This is a genomic window from Paraburkholderia sp. FW306-2-2C-D06C, assembly GCF_058781505.1.
On record NZ_JBYSWU010000006.1, the window covers coordinates 1 to 20,152 of the forward strand.

Sequence of the window (20,152 nt, forward strand, 5' to 3'; positions counted from 1 at the left end):
GCCTCAAGGATTCGCTACGCCGGGCTTACGCCCGTCCTTGACCCGCCAAACCTACCCACTCAAAATTCAAAAGAGGCTCTTTAACAAACTGGCCTTTTCGCTATAACCACTTGCCAACTCACGGATGCACATGGCGAGCGCATGTCGGTCGTCATTGGTCATTCAATAGCTGAGTTTATACAGCCTTACAAAATTCATTTATTAGGAAGTTTCACATCAAGAAACGGCGCGGCGTCAACATTCTGGGTCAAACGCCAACCATTCCCAAGAAGTCCATACGCCTCTCGGCCGATCCAGAACGCTCCCACTTTCTCTTTAAATTCTTTCCGCATCGCCGAAGCGAAGAGCCGCATCAAACGTTGTGACTCGCTGCTATCAGACCAAGTTTGAACCAAGCCACTAATCAAGATCCCCTGCGATAAAACACCGCCAGTGTTGAACTCCACGCAGTCAGCGCAATTTCCCGCCTCGTAGGCCGTAATCCGCTTGACGCCTATCGTTCGCTCTAATGGCAGAACATCTGCCTCTTGCGCTACGACCAGAAATCTCTCGCACAATATTGTTTGCCGGCGAATGGCCGTTCCCAAGAAAGGAAGTTCCGAGGCTGACAAGTAGGTCGGCACCGTTGCGCCGTATTCGGGGAACAGGTGGTGCTGCGACAGAATGTACTTAATTGCAGCCTTATGCTCGACTACATCCGCAACCGCCAAAACGTCGGCCCTAGTGGCAAAAAAATATATCCGCTTCATCGCTTTATCTGTCCAAGAGTCTGGTTAATTTGTGCCTGCGTCGCGCCTTTCGGAATCAGCACCAAAGTGTCCTTCGGATAGGCCGAACTAATTCTTTGTGCAGCCGCTAGCTCGGTCGAGGTCGGTGTCACTCCGTCACTCGTTGTCGTCACAGTCTGCACTCTTAAAACCGACCCATCAGGCGCTCTTGCCGTGATATCCACATAAGAACCACCTTTTGTTCCCGGCCCCGTACCTTGAATATATTCCTCAGAACCAATACCGCCGCCAGCGACAATGTCATAGCCTTCCTGCATTAGCGTTTGGCTGATATTGTAGTTGAGTTGACGCGTAGCGTTTGTTCCCCAACGACCACCTGAGCCAGACAAATAGTTGCTCGTAAAATCGGAAATCGGCGCCGTATCATCGCCGATGTTCATTGCGGTACGGCTACCCGTGGTGGTCGGCAAAACGTTGCTACTCTTCGCAAAGCCCCCCGGGATCGGGCCTTCGCCACCACCACTGAATGACAATGCGGGAACGGCCGTCGCGACGTAATTTCCCATATCGTTCGGTGTCAACACGCCACTCTGCACGCCCGCGTGATAAGCGGTCATGATGGCTGAATACAGGTACATACGCTCGCGAGGATCTACGTTCGGATCCCTGAGGGCCGTACCGAGTTGAGACATCGTATTTAGCACATCAGCCCTACTGAGGGTCCCCACGGGGGCCGCAGCGAAGCCGTATGCATGGCTCATCACCAGTTTCTCTTTGTCACTAAGTGCATTGTTCAGCGCCTCGTTTTCGGCTGCGCTTAGACCGCCGACGCTGCTCTGTCCTGCAGCACCAGCAAGTGAGCCGCCAGCGAGCATGGATGCGCCAGCAACTAGGGCGTTGTAGAGAGGGTTTTCATAACTTGTGACTTGGGTGACGGAGCCATCGAAATTCTGCGTGTTCGTTGTCGTGTCCGACTTGTCGTACAGACCATCTCGCACCATTGGAGCAACAATTGCGCTAGCCGCTCCACCGATTGCCCCGCCTGCGCAACCATTACCTTCTGCTGCGGAGACGACACACCCGAGTGCAGCATGTGCGAGGACATATCCAGGTGTGTTCTCCGCCATCAACGGATTTTTTGTCGATTCAACGCCAATTGCACCAGCGCCAACCGCGCCCACGTCCGCTATTACGCTGCCCTCAAGGGCCTGTCCAAAACTGCCGCCGTATACCGTAGTGTCGATGCCGGCACTAACTACACCGCGAGCCGCGATGGTTTCGAGAACCTTCGGCAGGTCTGCCACTCCAAAAGTCCCATTGGCTATATTGGTTCCAGCCTGTTGAAGATTGGCGAAACCCATACCAGCCTGCGAGAGCCCAGCGAAGGCACCGGCAGTCAAGCCACCTACTGCTCCGGCCTCAAGAATCTGGCCGAAGTTCAGCCCCTGCCCCGAGGCGAGTTGGCCTGCGATACTGCCGACCATGCCGCCGAGAGCGCCGACGAGTACCGTGCCCAAGGTTAATTGGGGCATCACGACGCCAAACGCCGCAGCCGCCGCCCCAGCCGTCACAATCGACGCCGCGATCGCAATTGCAGCGACCACGAAAGTCGGTAACCCGCCGCCATCCTTCACGAAGTCCGTGTGGAGATTGTCACTAACCGTGGTCTGCGTGAAGTTCGTGCCGAGCTGCTGCTGCAGCGTCGCAAGCAACTGCTGCGTGCCGGCCTGATCGACCGTGCCGTCCGCGTTGAGCTTCTGCAATGCGCCGCCGATCTGATCCAACGTCTGCACGTTGAGATCCATGTTCGCCGCGCTCATGAAGCCGCCCGGCTGAACCGTCGTACCCGTCGTGTCGACGTAACCGCCCTTGACCTTGGCCCAGATCTGGCCAACGTCGACCTGGTTCGCCTGGTTGGTCAACGTGTCCGTGTTGATCGTCAGCGTTTCGGAAGCCGTGATGCTTCCGGTGCTCAGAATGCTGCCGCCGCTACCCTTGTCAAAGTTAAGCGTGACGTTCTGTCCCGAGATATTCCCGCCCGCCGACATCGCGCTCGTATTGCTCGGCAGATAAACCTGCGGCATCAGCGCAGTGATGGTCGGACAGGTCGCCGTACCCGTTGCGGTGCAGGACGGATCCGGCACAGTCTGCTCGACATACCAAAGCATCGGCTTGTCGAGCGCATTGATCTGCGTCTGCGTCAGCGCATCGCCGAGCTGCAGGTTGTTCGTCGTCGCATAGTCGAGCGCGTTCTGATACAGGTACTGCTTCTCCTGCTCCGTCACAGATATGCCGGTCTTGCTGTCGTACGTCAACCCGTCGATAAAGCTCGCCTTGCCTGTTTGCTGCAAAGCAGCCTGCTGCAGCATCAGGTCCTCTTCTTGCGGGTTGTAGTAGAACAGCGTCGAGCTCGGTTGCAGGTTAGGCGGCAACGCCTTGAGCAGATCCTGTGGGCCCAGATTGCCAATCGCTGACGATCCAAGCGAATTGTCGACGTACGAAGCCTTACCGGCCACCGGCGTTGGAATCGTCCCGCCAACCGCATGCGGCATCGACAGATTCAACCCCGGCAAATCCACCGGACTCAGCGAAATGACCTGCGACGGCGCATTCACGCGCGGCGTATAAGTGTTCGACGTCGTGATGCCATTGATGAGCTTCTGACCGGTCAACGTCACGGACGTACCGATCACGTTACCCACGTTCTGAATCTGACCGCCCGACGTGATCGACAGATTCGGCGCCTGAATCGTGGCCGCAATGTTGCCGACCGGTTGCGGCGGGTCGATCGTGCCGCCCGTGTTCGTATAGGCACTGCCGTAGAGCGCCGTGCATTCCGCAGGCGACCCGCATGCCCACACGTCGTGGCGCTTGTCACTGCTGAACATGCCGGTTTCCTGCACCCAATGCGAGTGCCAGTAGGCGTTCAGCGTTTGTGCTTCATTGACCACCGGACCGGCGACCGCAATCGTCGCCGAATTGCCCGCTGCAATCAGGCTGCCGATGTTGGTCAGGCTGCCCGCGTTGATCTGCAGGTTGTTACCGGCGCTAATGACCGACGAGCTAGCCGATTGCTGATCGACATAACCTTCGCAGTAGCTTTCCTTGTAGCCACCTGCGGTCATACAACCCGAATACTGTTCCTTCGAGCCATAGTTCTCGTGAACCGGCACAGGCGGGGGCAAGTTGTTCGTGATTGCGCCCGAGACGTTCAACGTGATGTTGTTGCCCGCGACAATGTTGCCCGACGTGTTGTTCAGGCTGCCAGCAGGTGTCGTGGAACTTGCCGTCGTACCGACACCGCCGATCACGATGTCGTGACCCGCAAGCAGGTTGCCGAATGTGTTATTTATCTGGCCTGCGGCGATAACGAGGTCGTTACCCGCGTAGATCGTTGCGTCGTTCTGGCTGTAGCCGAAGGTCGTCGTGGTCGGGTTGGAGCCGCGCGTGTTGCCGGCGGTGCCGCATGCCGAGTTCGGGACTCCCGCCGCACAGCCTGTCTGAGTCGAATAGTTCTGCTGGTTGCCGCCCTGGTTAGTGAGGCTTGCTGCTCCAATCTGGACGTTGTTACCAGCGTAGAGCAGACCCGCGTTGACGAGATTGCCACCGTAAATAGCCAGATTGTTGCCTGCAGCGACCATGCCCGTCGGCGTGGTCGACACCAGTGAGCCACTCGCCGTGGGCGGCGGTGAAGACGGGTTGATGACAAACTGTGTCGGCTGCAATACGTTGCCCACCAGACAATAATCGCCTTGCGAACACCCGTATGCGCCGGTCGGATTCCCCGTGCCCGGTATGGCAATCGTGCCCAGTGATGCGAGTTGCGACAGCAGCGATGCGTATTGCGTCGGATCGGCCGTAATGGTCGTCTGCGCGGTCGTAGTAGGCGCGACGGCGCCGTTGGTCAGCGACTGCACGTTGAGCGTGACATTACCTTGCGCAGCAATCTGCCCGCCCTTATTCGACAGCGATCCGGCGGTAAGCGAGATCGAATTGCCCGCCGAAATCACGCCGGATGTTCCGGCCTGCTGCGTGGTGCTTGTCTGGTACACAGTCGGCAACGTAAAAGAGGCCGTCGCAAGCGCGTGCGGATCGGGCGCGGCACCGACATACCAGAGGTCCTGACTCTGTCCATCCGGGCCCGTAGTGACCAGATACTTGTTGAAGTAGACGACCCCCGAACCGGCAACCGGCTGGCCCGCATCAAGTCCGCAATCCTCGACACAATCACCGTTAAAAGGAGTGACGGTGATCACGGTTTGCGAACCGGTCGGGGAAAGCAGGCCACCGAGTGTCGCCGTGAAATTCTGCGTCTCGGTGTAAAGCGCGCCCGTGTCCCCGCCTGCGTAACTCTGCAGGTTGACCGCGACCTGGCCGACCACGCCGGACCACAATAGTGACGGGTCGCTGATTGTCGTCGTCGTCGTCGTCGATCCCGTCGGTGCCGTCTGATCATTAACAACCGCACCCGCGTTAATGTTGACGTCGTTCCCCGCGAATATCGACCCACCGGTGTTAGTCAGCGTCCCGCCAATATTGAAGTTGGCATCCCCCTTCGATTGCGTCGTCGCGCCCTGGTTGTCGTAATTCCCTCCGGTCACCGAGAGCAGACCGCTGGCTTCAACCGTCCCGCGATTCGTCGTATTTCCGTTCAGCGCCAGCGTGTTATCCGCATGCATCACCGCGCCGGCGACGTTGTTCAACGTCCCGTTGAACGTCACATTGCTACCCGTGACCTGCCCGAAGTTCGTGAAAGTGCCATTGGTGGAAAGCGTCAACGCCGCCGTCCCGGTCATCGTGCCGTAGTTGTTGATGCCGTTCAGGCCCGTCAACGTCACGCCCTGGCCGCCGTAATTCCACGTCCCGGTGTTATTGATCGACGCCGCGGTAATGGAAAGCTGACCGCCCTGGCTAATCGTCCCCTGCGATGGGTCGAGCGCCATGTTCGTAGCGCTGACGCCCATATTGCGTTGCGCGAGCAACTGTCCACTGACGTTATTGAACGAACCGTCGCCACCGTTGATCGTCAGTGAGACATCACCGGTCGTCGGTCCATTGGGCGTATTCGGATTGCCAGCAAAGATGATCCCGTTCTGATTGTTCAGCGAGCCCGTGTTGATCGACAGACTATTCACCGCCATCAACGAACCGCCCGTATTGTTCAACCCACCAGCGACCGTGACGTTGGTCGTCGAGCCGTTCACCAGCCCCGCGTTGGTAAAGGTCGTCGCATTGATCGTCGTCGTATTGGTCGACGCCAGCGACGCATTCGCCGCATTGGTCAGATTCGGCGCGGACACATACAGCGTCCCACCCGAGAGCACCTGGCTCGCGTTATAAAACCCATTCCCCGAAGTCAACGTAGCCGCCCCAACCACATCCACCGTTGGCCCCACCAGCGACAACTGGTTCGAAGCCGTCGCCGTCAACGCCCCACCGACAATCGCCGTCCCCAGCGTCACATTCGTGCCGCTGAACTGCATATTTCCCGTCGACATCATTGACGCATTACTCGCATCGAGCGTCCCTTGCGCAGTCACCGTGACGTTCTTCGAGCCGCCTTGCGAGCCACTCAACGTGACGTTGCCGCCGCTCAACGTAAACTGCCCCGCGACCGTGCTCGTGCCGCTCAACGTGAGCGTCTGTCCGGCGCTCATCGTCGTATCGCCGTTCGACGACACACCGGCCACGGTCACGTTGCCCTGCGTCCCCGTGACATTCACCGTGTCCATCGACGACACCGCGCCCGTCACCGTCGCATCCCGCGCGGCCTGAATCGCAACGTTGCCACCCGACTGCAAGTCACCACCGAAAGTCACACTGCCACTCGTAGACCTGGCCGTGACATTACCCACCGCCGTCGTCGCGCCGAGCGACATATCGCCGACCGAAGTCGCCGTAAACAGTCCCGCACCCTGAATCCCGCCAAGCGTGATGCCTGCGCCCGCGCCGATCGTGATGTCCTTGCCGAACGTCAGCGCGCCGCCGCCGTTCACCGAACCGCCCGCGTTGATCGTCGCGAGACCGAGGCCGAGGAACGAGCCGGTCAACGTCGTGGTACCGCCCGAGGTCAGCGTCGTATCGCCGTTGACGAGTTCACCATTCAGCGCCAGCGTGCCGCCCGAAGTGGCCTTCAAATTTCCCTGACTAGTAACCGCACCGCCGACGCTCAGATTGCGGCCCGTCGCAGTCAGCGTCACATCGGAATTCGCACCGACAGTACCGCTTGCCGTGAGGTTACGGCTCGCCGTCACGGTGAGCTTGTCGGTGCTGCTAGCGTTGCCGACGATCGTCGCATCGCGCGCCGCCGTCACGCTGACCGCCGCTCCTGATGCAAGCGTGCCGCCCACGTTCACGTCGCCCGCACCGTTGTGTCCTTGCGCCTGCAACACAATCGCGCCGCCGGCTTGCGCGGAACCCATCGAGAGGCCATTGCCCGCCGTCGCATTCAATGCGCCGTTCGTTACGACACCGCCGGTCACGCCGATGCTGCCGCCCGCGTTCAACGTCGCCTGCTGGCCGAACGCGACGGAAGTCGCGCTAATCGAACCGCCCGCCGTCAACGTGCCCACGCTCTGCGCACCGATGCCGCCCGTCAACGTCATGTCGCCGCCCGACGTGAGCTGCGCATTGCCGCCCACCGTCGTCGCGCCGAAGAACGTCAGCGCCTGGCCCGCATTCGCATTCAGATCGCCTTGCGTCGTGACATTCCCTGCACCCGCGTTGCCGCTGGTCGCAGTGAGCGTCAGATCGCCTGCCGAGTTAACGTCGGCGAGCGTGATATTGCGCGCGGCATCGATCGTCGTCGTACCGCCTGTGTTGATCGCGCCACTCACGCCGATGTCGCGTGCCGCCTGCAGTACCAGCGTACCGAGTGCCGTAGCCGTGCCGCCGAGCGTCACATCGCCACCGCCCGCGTTACCGTTCGCGGTCACGGCAAGGTTGCCGGTCACCGCCTGCACGCTGCCCAAGCCCGCGTTGTTGCCACCCGTCACCGTGACGCTCGCGCCTTGCAGCGCGCCGGTCAATGCAAGGTCGTGCGATGCATTCAGCGTCGCCGCCTGAGCAAACGCCGCCGTGCCCGCGCCGTTGATATCGTGCGATGCCGTCAACGTACCGCCGAGTTGGCCGGCGAGCGCGCCAGTCAGTATGATGTCGCGGCCCGCCTGCACGGTCATATCCTTGGCCGCGTTGATCGTGCCACCGAGTTGCGTATCGAGCGCGGACGTCAGGTTCAATGCGCCAGACGTGGTCGCGGTGCCGGTCAGCGCAATGCTGCCGGTCGCCGTCGTAGCAGTGAGATCGCCGGCCGTCGTTTGTACGGTGCCACTCACCGACACATTGCGTTGCGCGGCAAGCGTCAACGAATCGCCGGTGGTCGACGAACCGCTGACAAGCACGTCGCGCGCGCCGCTTAGCATGACCAAACCGGGTGCCGTCGCCGTACCCGTGATCGCCGCATCGCCACCACCTGCGTTGCCGTTTGCAGTAAGCGTCAAGGTCGTCGCCGAATTGACGTCGTGCAGCGTGGCGCTGTTGCCACCCAGCGCATTGATAACGTTCGCCTGAACGCCACCGGTTAGCGCGATATCACTCTGCGCCGTGTAGTTCGCCGCCTGCGTAAACGCTTGCGTACCCGCGCCGCTGATGTCGCGCCCCGCCGTCACGAAGCCGTTCGCCTGGCCGATCAGCAAGCCGTTCAGCAACGCGTCGCGGCCCGCATTCAACGTCGTGTCGCCGACTGCACTCGTGCTCGCGCCAAGCGACAGATCGAGCCCCGTCGTGATGTTCAGCTTGCCGCCGCTATTGATACCGCCCGTCGCATTCAGACTGCCCTGCTGCGCATTGAGCACCGCGTCGCCGACCGACTCGACCGCGCCTGCGACATTGATATCATGTTGCGCGTTCATGCCGACCGTCGTGCCGCTCGCAATCTTGCCCGTCGAGCTCACGGTCACGTCGTTCTGCGCCGTCGCCGTGACCGCACCCGCGGAAGCGACCGATCCGTTGACGGTAAGGTTGCCCGGCCCTGTAGCAGGGTTCGATCCATTCGCAACCAACGCGATCGTGCTCGCCGACTCGACGTTATTCACGCCGATGTTCCCCGCGGCCGTTACTTGAACGGCCTGACCCTGGATCAACCCACCCTGCGCCACATCACGGCCCGCATTGAGCGTGGCCGCCTGCGTGAAGGTCATCGTGCCCGCGCCGCCGATATCACGGCCCGCAGTAACGATGCCCTGCCCTTGCCCGGCGAGCATGCCGGTCACGTTGACGTCGCGTGTTGCGTTGAGCGTGGTGTCGAGCGCGACGGTAGTCGTGCCGCCGAGGTTGACATCGGAGCCGGCCTGCACGTTGAACGCGCCGTTGCTGGCGATCGTGCCCGTCGAGCCGACGCTGCCGTTCTGCGCGGCCAACGTGGTGTCGTTAGCCGACTGGATCGAACCGCTAATGCCGATGTTCTGGCCTGCGTTCAGCGTAACCGCCGCGCCGCCCGTCACCGCACCGGTGATGTTCAGATCCTGAATGGCTGCCAGTGCGAGGCTCGATGCCGCCTGCACGTCATGCAGCGATGCCGAGCCGCCCGCCGTCGTCTGCACCGAGCCGCCGCGCAGCGAACCGGTCAGGTTCGTATCGCCGCCGGAACTGACGTTCGCCGCGAGACCGAACGCGCTGGTCGCCGCGCCGGCAATCGTGCCGCCGGCCGTCAGCGTGCCGTTGCCCTGTGCGACCACAGAACCGTTCATCGTCAGGTTCTGGCCGGCTTTGACCGTCAGGTCGCCGAGTGCGGACGTGCCCTGTGCACCGAGGTCGACGGACTGCGCCGCGTCGATCAGCAGATTGTCGCCGGACTGGATGTTGCCGGTGCTCGTCAACGAGCCGGCTGCGTTCTTCAACGTCACGTCACCGTTCGACGCGACGCTGCCCGAGATCGACGTGTTGCCGCCGCTCGTCACGCTCAATGCGTTCGCGCTCTGCAGCGCGCCGCTCACCGACGTATCGCCGGCCGAGGTCAGCGACGCGGTCGACAGCGATGCGACAAGGCCGTTGACCGCCAGCGTGCCGCCGTTCGCCGCGACCTGCAGCGCCGAGTTCGCCTGCACGTTGTTCAATGCCACCGAGCGGCCCGCCGTCAGCGAAACGCCCGCGCCTTGCAGCGCGCCGGTCACCGACAGATCGTTCGCCGCCGTGACATTCGTGTCCTTGACGAAGCCGCTGCTGCCGCCCGCGACCACGTCATGCCCCGCGCTGAGCGTCGCCGCGCCCTGGCCCGCGAGCGTGCCGCCGATGGTCAGATCATGCCCGGCTGTCAGCGTCGTATCGCCGGTCACGCTCGTCGCGCCGGTCAGCGCAACATCCTGCGCGCCGTTGACGACGAGGTTCGACGCGCCGTTCAACGTGCCGCCCGAATTCACGCTGCCGTTTACCGCCGCGACCGACAGATCGCCGACCGCCTGCACGGTGCCGCTCGTCGCCACGGTGACGTTGCGCTGCGCCGTCAGCGCGACTTGCGAACCGCCCGCCAGCGTGCCGTTGACGAGCACGTCGCGCGCCGCCTGCACGTTCGTCGCGCCGACCACCGCCGCATTGCCGTTGAAGGTCACGTCACCGCCGCCGCCCGGGTTGCTCGTGATCCCGTTCGCCGCGATGTTGAACGCGCCGCCCGCCTGCACATCGGCGACGCTCGCGTTGTTGCCCGCCGTCACTTGCAACCCGTTGGCCAGCAGCTTGCCGGTGAACGCGACGTCCTGGCCGGTGGTCAGCGTGCCGCTCTGGCCGAAAGCCGCCGAACCGCTACCCGTGAGATTGTTCTGTGCGTTGAATGCGCCGTCCCGCTGCACGATCACGACGCCAGGCACGTCGACGTTACGTCCGGCGCTCACCTGCGCGTCGGTGCCCACGAGCAACGAGCCCGCTACCGAGATATCGCGCGCCACGTTGGCGGCCAGCGTCGACCCGCTGGCGAGCGAGCCGCTCACCGCGAAGTCCTGCCCGGTCGTCACCGTGACCGCATTCTGCGCGGTGGCCTGTCCGTTCACGCTCACGTTCTTGCCGGCACTCAACGCAAGGTCATTGCCGCTCTTGACGGTCGCGTTGGTAGTCACGCTGCCTTGCGTCGCGCCCAACGCCAGATCGCTCGATGTTTGCAACGCCGCGTTCACGTTGACGTTGCGTTGCGCGGTGACCTGCAGCGTGCTGCCGTTCGTCTGCCCGTTCACGTTGATGTCGCGCGCGGCCTGCAGGCTCGTCGCGCCGCTCATCACCGAGGTGCCGTTCAGATTGATGTCGCCCGCGCCGTCGTGGCCTTGCGCGTTTACGGCCAGCGCGCCGCCCGTCTGCACGTTGCCGAGCGTGACGTTCGCGCCGCCGGTGATCGCCGTGTCGCCGTTCGATTGCGCGTTCGCTACGTTGACGTTGCCGCCCGCCGTCACCGCGAGCTTGCCGCCGGTCTGGATCGTACCGGTCGAGGTGACATCGCCGTTCGCGTTGATCGTGTAGCCGCTGATGCCGACGTGCGCACCGGTCATCGACAGATTGCCTGCGGCCTGCAGCGTCGCCTGCTGTTGCGCGGCCGAACCGTTCACGGTCAGATCGCCATTCGACGACAGCAGCAGGTCACCGGTATTCGCCGCCATCTGCGCGTCGGTGCGCACGCCCATGCCGGCCGCCGTGCCGATCACCTGGATCTGGCCGGCGGTCATCGCGCCGAACGCGGTGGCGTCGATGGCGAGGCCGTTGTTGGCGCGGCCGTTCGCGCCGTTGATCGCGTTGGCGGAATTGTCCGAACCGTTCGCCGACGTCGCATACGCGGTGCCAGTGCTCGTCACCGCCGACGGCAGCACGAACTGGCGCCCGGCAATCGCGTTGATTCGCGAGCCGGCATACAGCGGCGCATTGATGCCGATGGTCTCGCCGATCAGGTCGATCGTGCCGACGGTGCCTTCGATCCCCGCACCGGGACCGTTCACGCCCGCGTTGCCTTCGATCTGGATATGGCCGCCGGTCACGCTATAGCCGACCGCCTGCGCGTTATTGAAGTCAGTGACCGTGCCCTTGAGGTCGCTCAGGAACTGCGGCGTACCGTTCGACAGCGTGACGCCGATCGTATTCGTAAAGCCGGTACCGTTCGTCGTGATGCCGTTCGGGTTCGCGATGATGACAGTGGCGGGCGCACCGAACACTTCGAGCGGTCCGTTGAGCAAGCTCGCGTACGCGGCGCCCGTCGACGTCACCTGGTTGACGATCACGCTCGCCGTGCGGCCCGCGAGATTCGGGTTCGCCTGCAGGTCGCCGCCCGTGAGCGACGTGCCGGCCATCAGGCTGTTATTCAGGATCAGCCCGACCGGATCGATGTTGAAGCTCTGGTATTTGTTGAGCGAAATCCCCGCTGCGTTCGGCGCCGTGATGTTCACGACAGGCACGCCGCCGCCCGCGCCGGTGGTCTGCGTGAGCTTCGGCTGAAACGAGATCGGTGCGGTCGGATCGACGATCGGCGCAGCCTGCGCCATTTGCATCGCAAAGCGAATCCGTACCGCGCTCAGGTCAATGATGCGTTGCCATGCTTCGTCATCCAGACGATGGCTGCCGGCGGCAAGCACACCAGCCGCGTCACGGCTCTGCTCGAACGTGATCGAGAGCGGACCGGCGAACAGCGTCAACGCGACGAGCGCCGATATCGCGCGCTGCCACACGCGATACGCACGCGCAGGCATGGGCACCGACCAGCGCAGCCGTGCGGACTGCATGCTGTTGTCGTGCCGCTCGTCGTGAGCCTGACGGTTTTGCTCGAGTTGTTTTAAAGCGTTGCGCGTGGACGTGTTCATGGTGCTCTCGTCTTTTTCTGGTTTTTTACTTCCGGCACTTCTTCTTCACCGTTCCGGGCGACCAGCCCGGAACGGCGTGGCAGCGGTTTTAATCCCGTCCGCTGCACCCCCTGGAATACGAGGCTCTTATTGCTGCTGAATCCGTGCGTTCTTCATCAGATCGACCACCACCTGTGCCGTGGCTTTCTCCAGCGCGACCTGCTCGAGCTGCTTGCGCAAGGTGTCCTTGATCTGGTCGTACTGCGGAATCTGCGTCGGACGCTTTTCGTCGACACGCAGAATCCAGTACGCGTCGCCGACCTGCACCGGCGCGCTCGACACGCCGCCTTGCGGCAGCTTGACGAGCGCTTCGGCGAGCGGCTGCGGCCAGTTCTGCGTATTGCCCGGCTGGATCGGCGTCTTGAACGAAATCCAGTTGAGCGCGCCGCCTTGCGCCGCGCCTGGGCCCTGGCTGTACTGCTTTGCGAGTTGCGCGAAGTCGGTACCCTTTTTCAGTTGCGTGAGCACCGTCTGCGCGGTATCGGCGTCTTTCACGGCAAGCACACTCGGCTTGTATTCGTTCTCACCTAGCGTCGCGACGATCGCGTCGTACTTCGCCTTCACATCGGCATCGGTCACCGGTGCGGGCTTCACCTGGTCGCGCAGATACGCAGCGGTCATCGCGGCCGTCTTCGCCTGCTCGACAGCGGCCACGACTTGCGGGCGCGATTCGTAGTGCTGTTTTTCAGCGGCCTGGCGGAACAGCTCACGCGCGATCAGCTGATTCTTCACCGACGCGCGCAATGCAGGCGTGTCCGGCACGTTCAGCGCACGTACGGCCTGGTCGAGTTGGTCTTGCGTAATCACAACGTTGTTGACGCGCGCCACGCCGTTGGCAGGCAGCGGACCGCCGACGGCATCCGCTGCCTTGTCGGCTGGAGGTTTCGCCGACGGCTTGTTGGCCGCGTGCGCGGCGGGCAGAAAACCGGCCGCGAGACCGAGTGTGGCGAGCGTGGCAATCAGCGTCGCGTGGCGAATCCTGACTACGAGCGGACGATGTTTCATATGAACCTCTTCAGAGTGACCAGTTGAGTGTCGCGAGCAGCACGGTGGCTTTTTTTCCGAGTGCGGCGGGTTGAAGCAAGGCCTGCCCGAGCAGCACCTCGCTGGTGACGGTTTGCGTTTTGTAGCGCCATTGCGCGCGGGCGCCGACGCCGGTACCCATCAGCGTCGGCCAGCCGCCCCGCGCGACCAGATGCGATTTGCCGCCGTCGAGAAACACGTAGGGTTCGAGGCGCGCGTCATGCCAGACCGGCACGTTCTGCCAGGCGGCCTCGTTACGCAGATAGAAACCGCTGTCGCCGGCGATGCCGCCTTCGGTGAAGCCGCGCACCGAATCCATGCCGCCCAGGAAGATCTGCTCGTTGCCGAACATCGCAACGCGGCTGTACTGGGCGCGCAAGGTGCCGCGATAGGTCCATTGCGTGCCCGCCAGCGTGCCGAGCGCAACCTGCAGCGTGGCGGTGGCATCGAGTTTGGTGAGCTGGCTGTGCGCGTCGGCCATGCCGATATCCGTGCCGTCGTGGCTCGCGGAGAGCCACGGCAAGCCTTGCGACACGCCGACGTCCCACGTCGCGGCCGCAGCCTGATCGTGCGCGACAAACCTGCGCAAGCCGTTCAGCCCGACGCGCAATACCGTGAGGTCCTGCGGCGACAATTCACTGCCGTTCAGACTGCGCTCCGTGCGCATTTTGGTGAGCGTGACGTCGACGCTGGTGCGGCCGGCGCGCGAGCGGGCCAACACGTCGCTCCAGCCGAGAATCTGGCTGAACGTACGGCCTTGAAGCAAAGCGACGTCGCTGATGGTCTGCTGGTATTCGGACAGCGACGTCGTGTAGCTGAAGGTCTGATAGCCGTATGGCGCCGCGGCGGAAAACACCACCGCGTTGCTGTCCTGCGTGCCGACGTAGTTGAACGACAGCGACTCCTGCAAGCCGATCAGGTTGTCCGCGTCCACGCCGGCGCGATAACGCAGCGTGCCGGTTTGCGAACTGCCGTAGTTGTCGATCCCGAGGTCGTAGAAAACGCGGTCGCCGTAGTGGTTCGTAATGGCCACCACCGAACCGCCCGGCGTCTCACCGGGCATGATCTGGATCTCGGCCTGGTTGCGGCGCAGCCGGTTGATCTGGTCGACGCCCTGTTCGAGATCGGGCAGGCGCAACACGTCGCCGGGGCTGTCGCCGAAGGCCCACGCGGTGCCCGCGTCGGTCAGCAGACCGCCGCCGTGCGTCGTGTACCACGGCTCGTTCGGATCGCGCGGACGCAGTGGATGACCGTTCAGCGTGAAGGCCGACACCTTGCCGTCGACGATGTTGATCTTCAGCGTGCCGGAGGCGAGATTCTGCGCGCCGAGATACGCGCGCGTCGTGATGTAGCCGCGCGCGATGAACGCTTCGGTCACGCGGCGCAGCAGCAGGTTGATGCGATTTCGGCCGAGCTGTTTGCCGATGAACGGCGCGGCAATCTTTTCGAGCTCGGACGAGCCGAGCACGCTGTCGCCGATAAACTCGATGTGGTCGATCCTGAACAGCGGCTCGACGTCCGGCAGTGTTTCGACATCCGCGCCTTCGGGCAGATTGACCACCGTCGGTTGCGGCACCTCGATCTGCGCGGGCGGTTGCTGGATTTCCTCGCGCCGCTGGCGATCGCGTTGTTCCTGCAACAGCCGTTGAGCGGGGTCCTGTTCGGCGCGGATAGGTGCACCGAAGGGCGCGCCGCCCAATGCGGCGGCGTTCGGCAAACCCGGCGGCGTTTGCGCGAAGCCACGCGCCGCCGCCGCGCCGGCGAGTATCGCCAGCGTGCAGCGCGCGAGCTGGGGTGTGCGGCGCTTGATAGCGCGCTTGATGGCCCGCGTCATAGGCGGCTTCATAGCCCGAACCACGACACGAGCCCGGTGGTTGTGATTGCCGATCGTGACCGGCGCGGTGTACGGCTTGCGTATCGTGTTGACGCCGCCGGCCGCCTGAATACCGCCCGGCGCGTTGAACACGCCGCCGTCGATATCGGCCTCACCCGTCAATTGGACCTGACCCGAACCGCCAATGAAGAGGCCACCGGTATCGGCCGCGAAGATCGCCGACCATGCGTTGCCGAACCACGCCTTGAGATCGTGCGTGCGGTTAATCGCGGTGTAGCCGAGTACGGCTTGTGCGAGAGTTCTCGGGGCGTCGAGTTTAAGCGCGCCATCCGCCGACACGAGGCCACCCGTATTGGTGATCTGCGTACCCGCTTTCAGGTTGATGTCATTGTTTGCCTGAATCACGCCGCCGTAGCCCTGCACGCTGCTCGACGAACTCGAACTGCAGAAAATGAAACACGTTCGATGAAACGACGCCTGGCCGGTAAAGATGGCCTGCGTCAGCAACTGGTCGCGCGCGGTGATCGAAATCGAGCCGCCGGCCGTCGGGCTCTTCGGATCGACTTGCGCGAGTATCGTGCCGCCGATGTTGTGAACGTTCTGCGCGGCAACCGTCACGTTGCCGGCGTTGGCAGTCATGTACGAGAGTTTGGTCGGATCGCCGATCGCGCCGTAGTCAACGTTGAAACCGTCGTCGCGATGTTCGACGAAAATCAGGCGCCAGCTGCGGTCCGAATAGCTGACCGGCGCGCCGCCGTTCACACCGGTCGAATGATCGACGATGTTGTCGACGTCGCCGCCCGCGGTGATCGTCAGGTTCTGGTTCGACAGAATGCGCGCGTTCTGATTCGTCACGGAACCACCGGCCGTCACGGACACATCGCCGTTCACACCGAACACGACGCCGAGCAGGCCCGTGGGCGTCGACTGGTTCAACACGTTGCCCGTCGCATTCAGCGTGACCGCACCGAGCGACGCCGTATCGAGTGTGTTCTTCTGCTGGCCCTGGATCAGCGAACCGACGTTGGTGATGTCGCCGGTGCTGGTCAGCACCACGCCGCTGGTCGCCGAAGCGATCACCGCTTGCGCCGTGGCGTCCTGTGTGAGCGCGATGCCCGCGCCGCTCACATCGATGCCGGCGTTGGCAAGCAGGCTGCTGCCTGTCAGGCTGACCGCACCGCTTGCGGTCAGCGTCGCGGAGCCGTTGCTCGCTTTCAGCTTCATATCCGACAACGCGACGCTGTCCTGCACCTGCAGATCGAGGTTGTTCTGCGCCGTCAGCGACGTGTTCGAGAACTGCACCGAACCGTTCGACGACAGTGTGAAATCGCCGAGCGTCGCGTTCATCGGCCCGGCGCTGCGCACGCCGGGGCCTTTGTCGGTGACGATCAGTTGCACGCGCCCGCTCGTGAGGCTGCCGGCGGCGGTGATGTCGATGGCGAATGAACTGGCGGTGGCCGCGCTCGCGGACGGACTCAATGTAAGCCAGTCGTTGCTGTTGTCGTTCGGCGAAACCGCCGTATTCAGCGTGACGTGACTGCTGCCGGCCACGGCGCGCACGTAGGCGGTCTGCGACGTGAAGCCATTGGTGAGCGGCCCGTTGATCTGCACATTCTTCGCGATCAGATCGAGCCCGATCAGCGCGCTCGACAGTCCCTGCGGCCCGACGACAATCGTGCCGGTCGCCGTGTCGAGCACGACGTCGCGTTCCGGGAGGCCCGCGACGATGCGACAAGCGGTCCCCATGAATCGGAATGGCGTTCCGGCACTTCAGCCCCGAAAAGACCTCTCACCTAGACGGGTACACCGGGCTGTACATATTGCTCCCGCGAGGTTTCGTTACGAAGCAGCGCCTTGTTAAGCTTCTCCGTCAAGTTCGCAATCCCCGGCAGCAGGACCTCCCTGCCGCTGTGGAAAACGTGGCCGACAGGCTCGAAGCCGCTGCACGCCTGCGTCGACGTGCTCTTCCAGTACATGACGCCCATCGGCATTCCGCTGGAGGTGAACGTCAGCTTCGCTGCATTCGGGTCGGCGGCGTTTTCCGCTTGGAGTTGCCGGGCGCGTGTCTCTTCTTGCCGCACTGCGGTCTGGTCCGCCGGAGCACGCCGATGGGCGCAGCCGGTCAATGCGAGCATTGACGCGAGAGTGGTCGCGATGGTCAGTGTGGCCAGTGTTTTTTTGACATTTGGTCTGTTTGCGTCATGTTATTTTTTGGTTGCGGTGCCTGTGCACGTGGATGGCTGCCCCGGTCCAACAGAGGCCGGGCGCCGACATCCCGAGCTGCACCGCCCCCTCCTGGACGGCCATGTCGTTCTGCACGTTCTGTGCGTCGAACGAGTTCGCGCCTGAGTTCAACGGCGTGTGCGTCCGCTGCTGGACGCAGGATTATTCGGCCTTCGCCGGATCGATTTGAGCCGTCGGTGCGGAAGCCTCTTTAGGCGGCGCCTCTTCCTTGATCTCATAGGACGGGTCGCGCACCCAACGGCTCAGGTCCTTGCTGATCACAATGGTCGTGCGATCGAGAATCGAACAGCTTCCTTTGAACGCGCCCCACACGCCGCCGATCGACCAGCGGTTAATCTTGGTGTGACGGGTGACCTTGCCGTCTTCAATCAGATCCGCAGTCACCATCGTAGCCTTGGGTCCACTCCATGCGCCGCCGCCGACGCCCAGTACGTGGGTGATCTGCAATCTGAGAATCTTTGCATCGCCCGCGTCGGTTTGCGATGCGATGGTGCCGTCGCCGATTCTGTTGATCTTGCGAAGTGCCTCGCCTACGTGGCGCGTCAGCATGTCTTCGATGTGGCATTCGTTCTTGATCTTGTCGACCACGCTGGCGTCCGGAGCGTAGGTGACTGGGGTTTCCAGTAACACCTGACCGGCGGCAAACGCAGAGGTGGTTGACAGGCAGAGGCCGATGAGGAGGAGGCGTTTCATAGCGTGATGGATTGAGGTTGAGAAAAGAACTGCACCATGAATGGGCTTTCGCAACAGCGAACGCCCAAAATGCGGGAAGCACAAAAGCTGCAAGGGCTTTTTTGCGCGTCCTTTGTTATTCACGGACATAGCCAATCAGAACGGCTGACCGAATCCGGAGGCTTCTTGTTGAAGTCGTCGTGTATTCATCTTGCTGAATTCCGAATTCACGATTAATTTGCCGCCAGGCCATTCCAATCCATGGCATCCGTCAGGCTGGTGACCACGTGATTAGCCAACAACGTTTCGGCATCGGGACGCCATAACGTCTGGGAGTCAATGGATGACGCCAGAGCAGCAAAGTTCGGTGTAGCACCCAGCTGGATCAATTCGGTGCGCATCTGGGCAGCGTACGCAAACAGGTTGGCGACCGTCAAAGGCGCCATGATCGGACTGTGAAAACCTAACGATGCAGAGCGATGCAGAACACGGCGAGAGCTCGACATGAAGATCAACGTGCACGCGCTATCGCACTCGGTCGCGACGAATGTCGCAAGCTGGCGATCCTTTACAGCGTTGCCAACAATGCGAGCTTCATCCAGAAGACCGCCTGGACCAGAGAGCTGCACAACGCGAAGCATTGGGTACTCCGCGATTGCAGCGGCAATCGCGTCGCCCGCCCCACGTACCAGGGTGCCGCGGACATATAGCTTGGTGCCCCGTGCATCCGTCGTGACTGACAACTTTGGCATGTTATCCAGCGTACGATACAGCGCAAGCTCCTGGGTCACGGTGCTGACGTTACCTATAAAAGCGAACGCCGCAGCAAACGCGCCGAGCACGACAACGATCTGTGCGCAACGAGCCCAGAGGCGCCGCCCCGTTTCGGCGATATGCCTGCGCGCCGAACGCCATATTCCCAACCCGAGCCATATATACGTCAGCAGCACGAGTTCAATCAGCAGGATCAGCCAGATATCCAGTCGATGCGCAACCACGGGCCGCGTACGAACGAGTGCCATAAGCACGATCAGCAATGCCATGCGCGGCAACCCATTTAGCCAGTAACTGACACCAAGCGAATACCATCCACGCCAGTGCCTTACGATCCACCGCAGTAGCCAGAAGCGTGGCAACTCGTGCAGCGGCAACTGATTAGCTGGTACCGCAACCGGCTCTTCACTATATTCAATGCCCTGCCGGAACGCCTTCTGTCGATACGCAAGCTCGCGCCCCTCGACTTCAGACGGGCATCCACATTGCGTGCAATGGCCGACATCGTTTGATGTGCCGCAGACCATGCATACCCATGCATAGCTATTTTTGTTGTTCTGGTTCAATTGCAACCCCGTTGTGTTGTTGCGTCAGTCGTGCTGCGCGCGCTCGTCAGCGGTATCGGCTCGTCGAGTGAATTGTCGCTCATCCTTACGACCTTCCCCGGCGAGTCGATCGACTTTTTTGGCATTGCTGGGTAGAGGCGGAAGTGCTCGAGCGTATCCGACAGTTGCGCCGCGCATTGCACCAGATAACACGCCGCATCCGGCAGGCGTTGCTGTTCCTCTGGCGTCTCACCCTTCTGCAACTGCGCCAGCTTCTGCTTTTCGTTCGGATGCAACTGCCAGTTGTACAGGTCAGTCATCCTTTCGCCCGAATCTTGCGCGCAGAGGAAACTTCTGCGGCCATATCCAGTTGGCCAACACTATAAAGAATGATCCCAAGCCGGCCAACAGCACAAGTTTGCCGAGCAAAGACAGCAAAACGGATAACCCAAGTTCATTCCACCTAGG

General features: G+C 62.2%; 8 protein-coding genes and 1 pseudogene. 1 reads left to right on the forward strand and 8 read right to left on the reverse strand.

What is annotated here, in order from left to right:
• Nucleotides 1-194: 194 nt before the first annotated feature.
• From AC3WLT_RS06170 to AC3WLT_RS06190, 5 genes and pseudogenes are all read right to left on the reverse strand, one after another.
• Nucleotides 195-749, reverse strand: coding sequence for a hypothetical protein (locus AC3WLT_RS06170; RefSeq protein WP_492591021.1), 555 nt, complete (start codon nucleotides 747-749; stop codon nucleotides 195-197).
• A complete protein-coding gene (locus AC3WLT_RS06175; protein WP_492591022.1) occupies nucleotides 746-12,553 on the reverse strand; it encodes a two-partner secretion domain-containing protein in 11,808 nt (3,935 codons plus the stop codon). Before AC3WLT_RS06175 ends, AC3WLT_RS06170 begins: the two co-directional genes overlap by 4 nt.
• Before the next feature lie 126 nt (nucleotides 12,554-12,679).
• Nucleotides 12,680-13,597, reverse strand: coding sequence for a peptidylprolyl isomerase (locus AC3WLT_RS06180; protein WP_492591023.1), 918 nt, complete (start codon nucleotides 13,595-13,597; stop codon nucleotides 12,680-12,682).
• Nucleotides 13,598-13,607: 10 nt separating this feature from the next.
• Nucleotides 13,608-15,449, reverse strand: a complete 1,842-nt coding sequence (locus tag AC3WLT_RS06185; protein ID WP_492591024.1) for a ShlB/FhaC/HecB family hemolysin secretion/activation protein — start codon at nucleotides 15,447-15,449, stop codon at nucleotides 13,608-13,610.
• A gap of 8 nt (nucleotides 15,450-15,457) precedes the next feature.
• Nucleotides 15,458-17,195, reverse strand: a pseudogene (locus AC3WLT_RS06190) (filamentous hemagglutinin).
• 108 nt (nucleotides 17,196-17,303) lie between these two features.
• On the opposite strand from AC3WLT_RS06190, the gene AC3WLT_RS06195 reads away from it, so the two are divergent.
• Nucleotides 17,304-17,798 (forward strand): hypothetical protein, encoded by a 495-nt coding sequence (locus tag AC3WLT_RS06195; RefSeq protein WP_492591025.1) that lies wholly within the window; start codon nucleotides 17,304-17,306, stop codon nucleotides 17,796-17,798.
• 36 nt (nucleotides 17,799-17,834) lie between these two features.
• Here the strand turns inward: AC3WLT_RS06195 and AC3WLT_RS06200 are convergent, their stop codons facing one another.
• From AC3WLT_RS06200 to AC3WLT_RS06210, 3 genes are all read right to left on the reverse strand, one after another.
• Entirely contained in the window at nucleotides 17,835-18,509 is a 675-nt protein-coding gene (locus tag AC3WLT_RS06200; RefSeq protein WP_492591026.1) for a hypothetical protein, read from the reverse strand.
• Between the two features lie 89 nt (nucleotides 18,510-18,598).
• A complete protein-coding gene (locus AC3WLT_RS06205) occupies nucleotides 18,599-19,705 on the reverse strand; it encodes a hypothetical protein (protein WP_492591027.1) in 1,107 nt (368 codons plus the stop codon).
• Nucleotides 19,702-20,004, reverse strand: coding sequence for a hypothetical protein (locus tag AC3WLT_RS06210; protein WP_492591028.1), 303 nt, complete (start codon nucleotides 20,002-20,004; stop codon nucleotides 19,702-19,704). Before AC3WLT_RS06210 ends, AC3WLT_RS06205 begins: the two co-directional genes overlap by 4 nt.
• Between the last annotated feature and the right edge of the window lie 148 nt (nucleotides 20,005-20,152).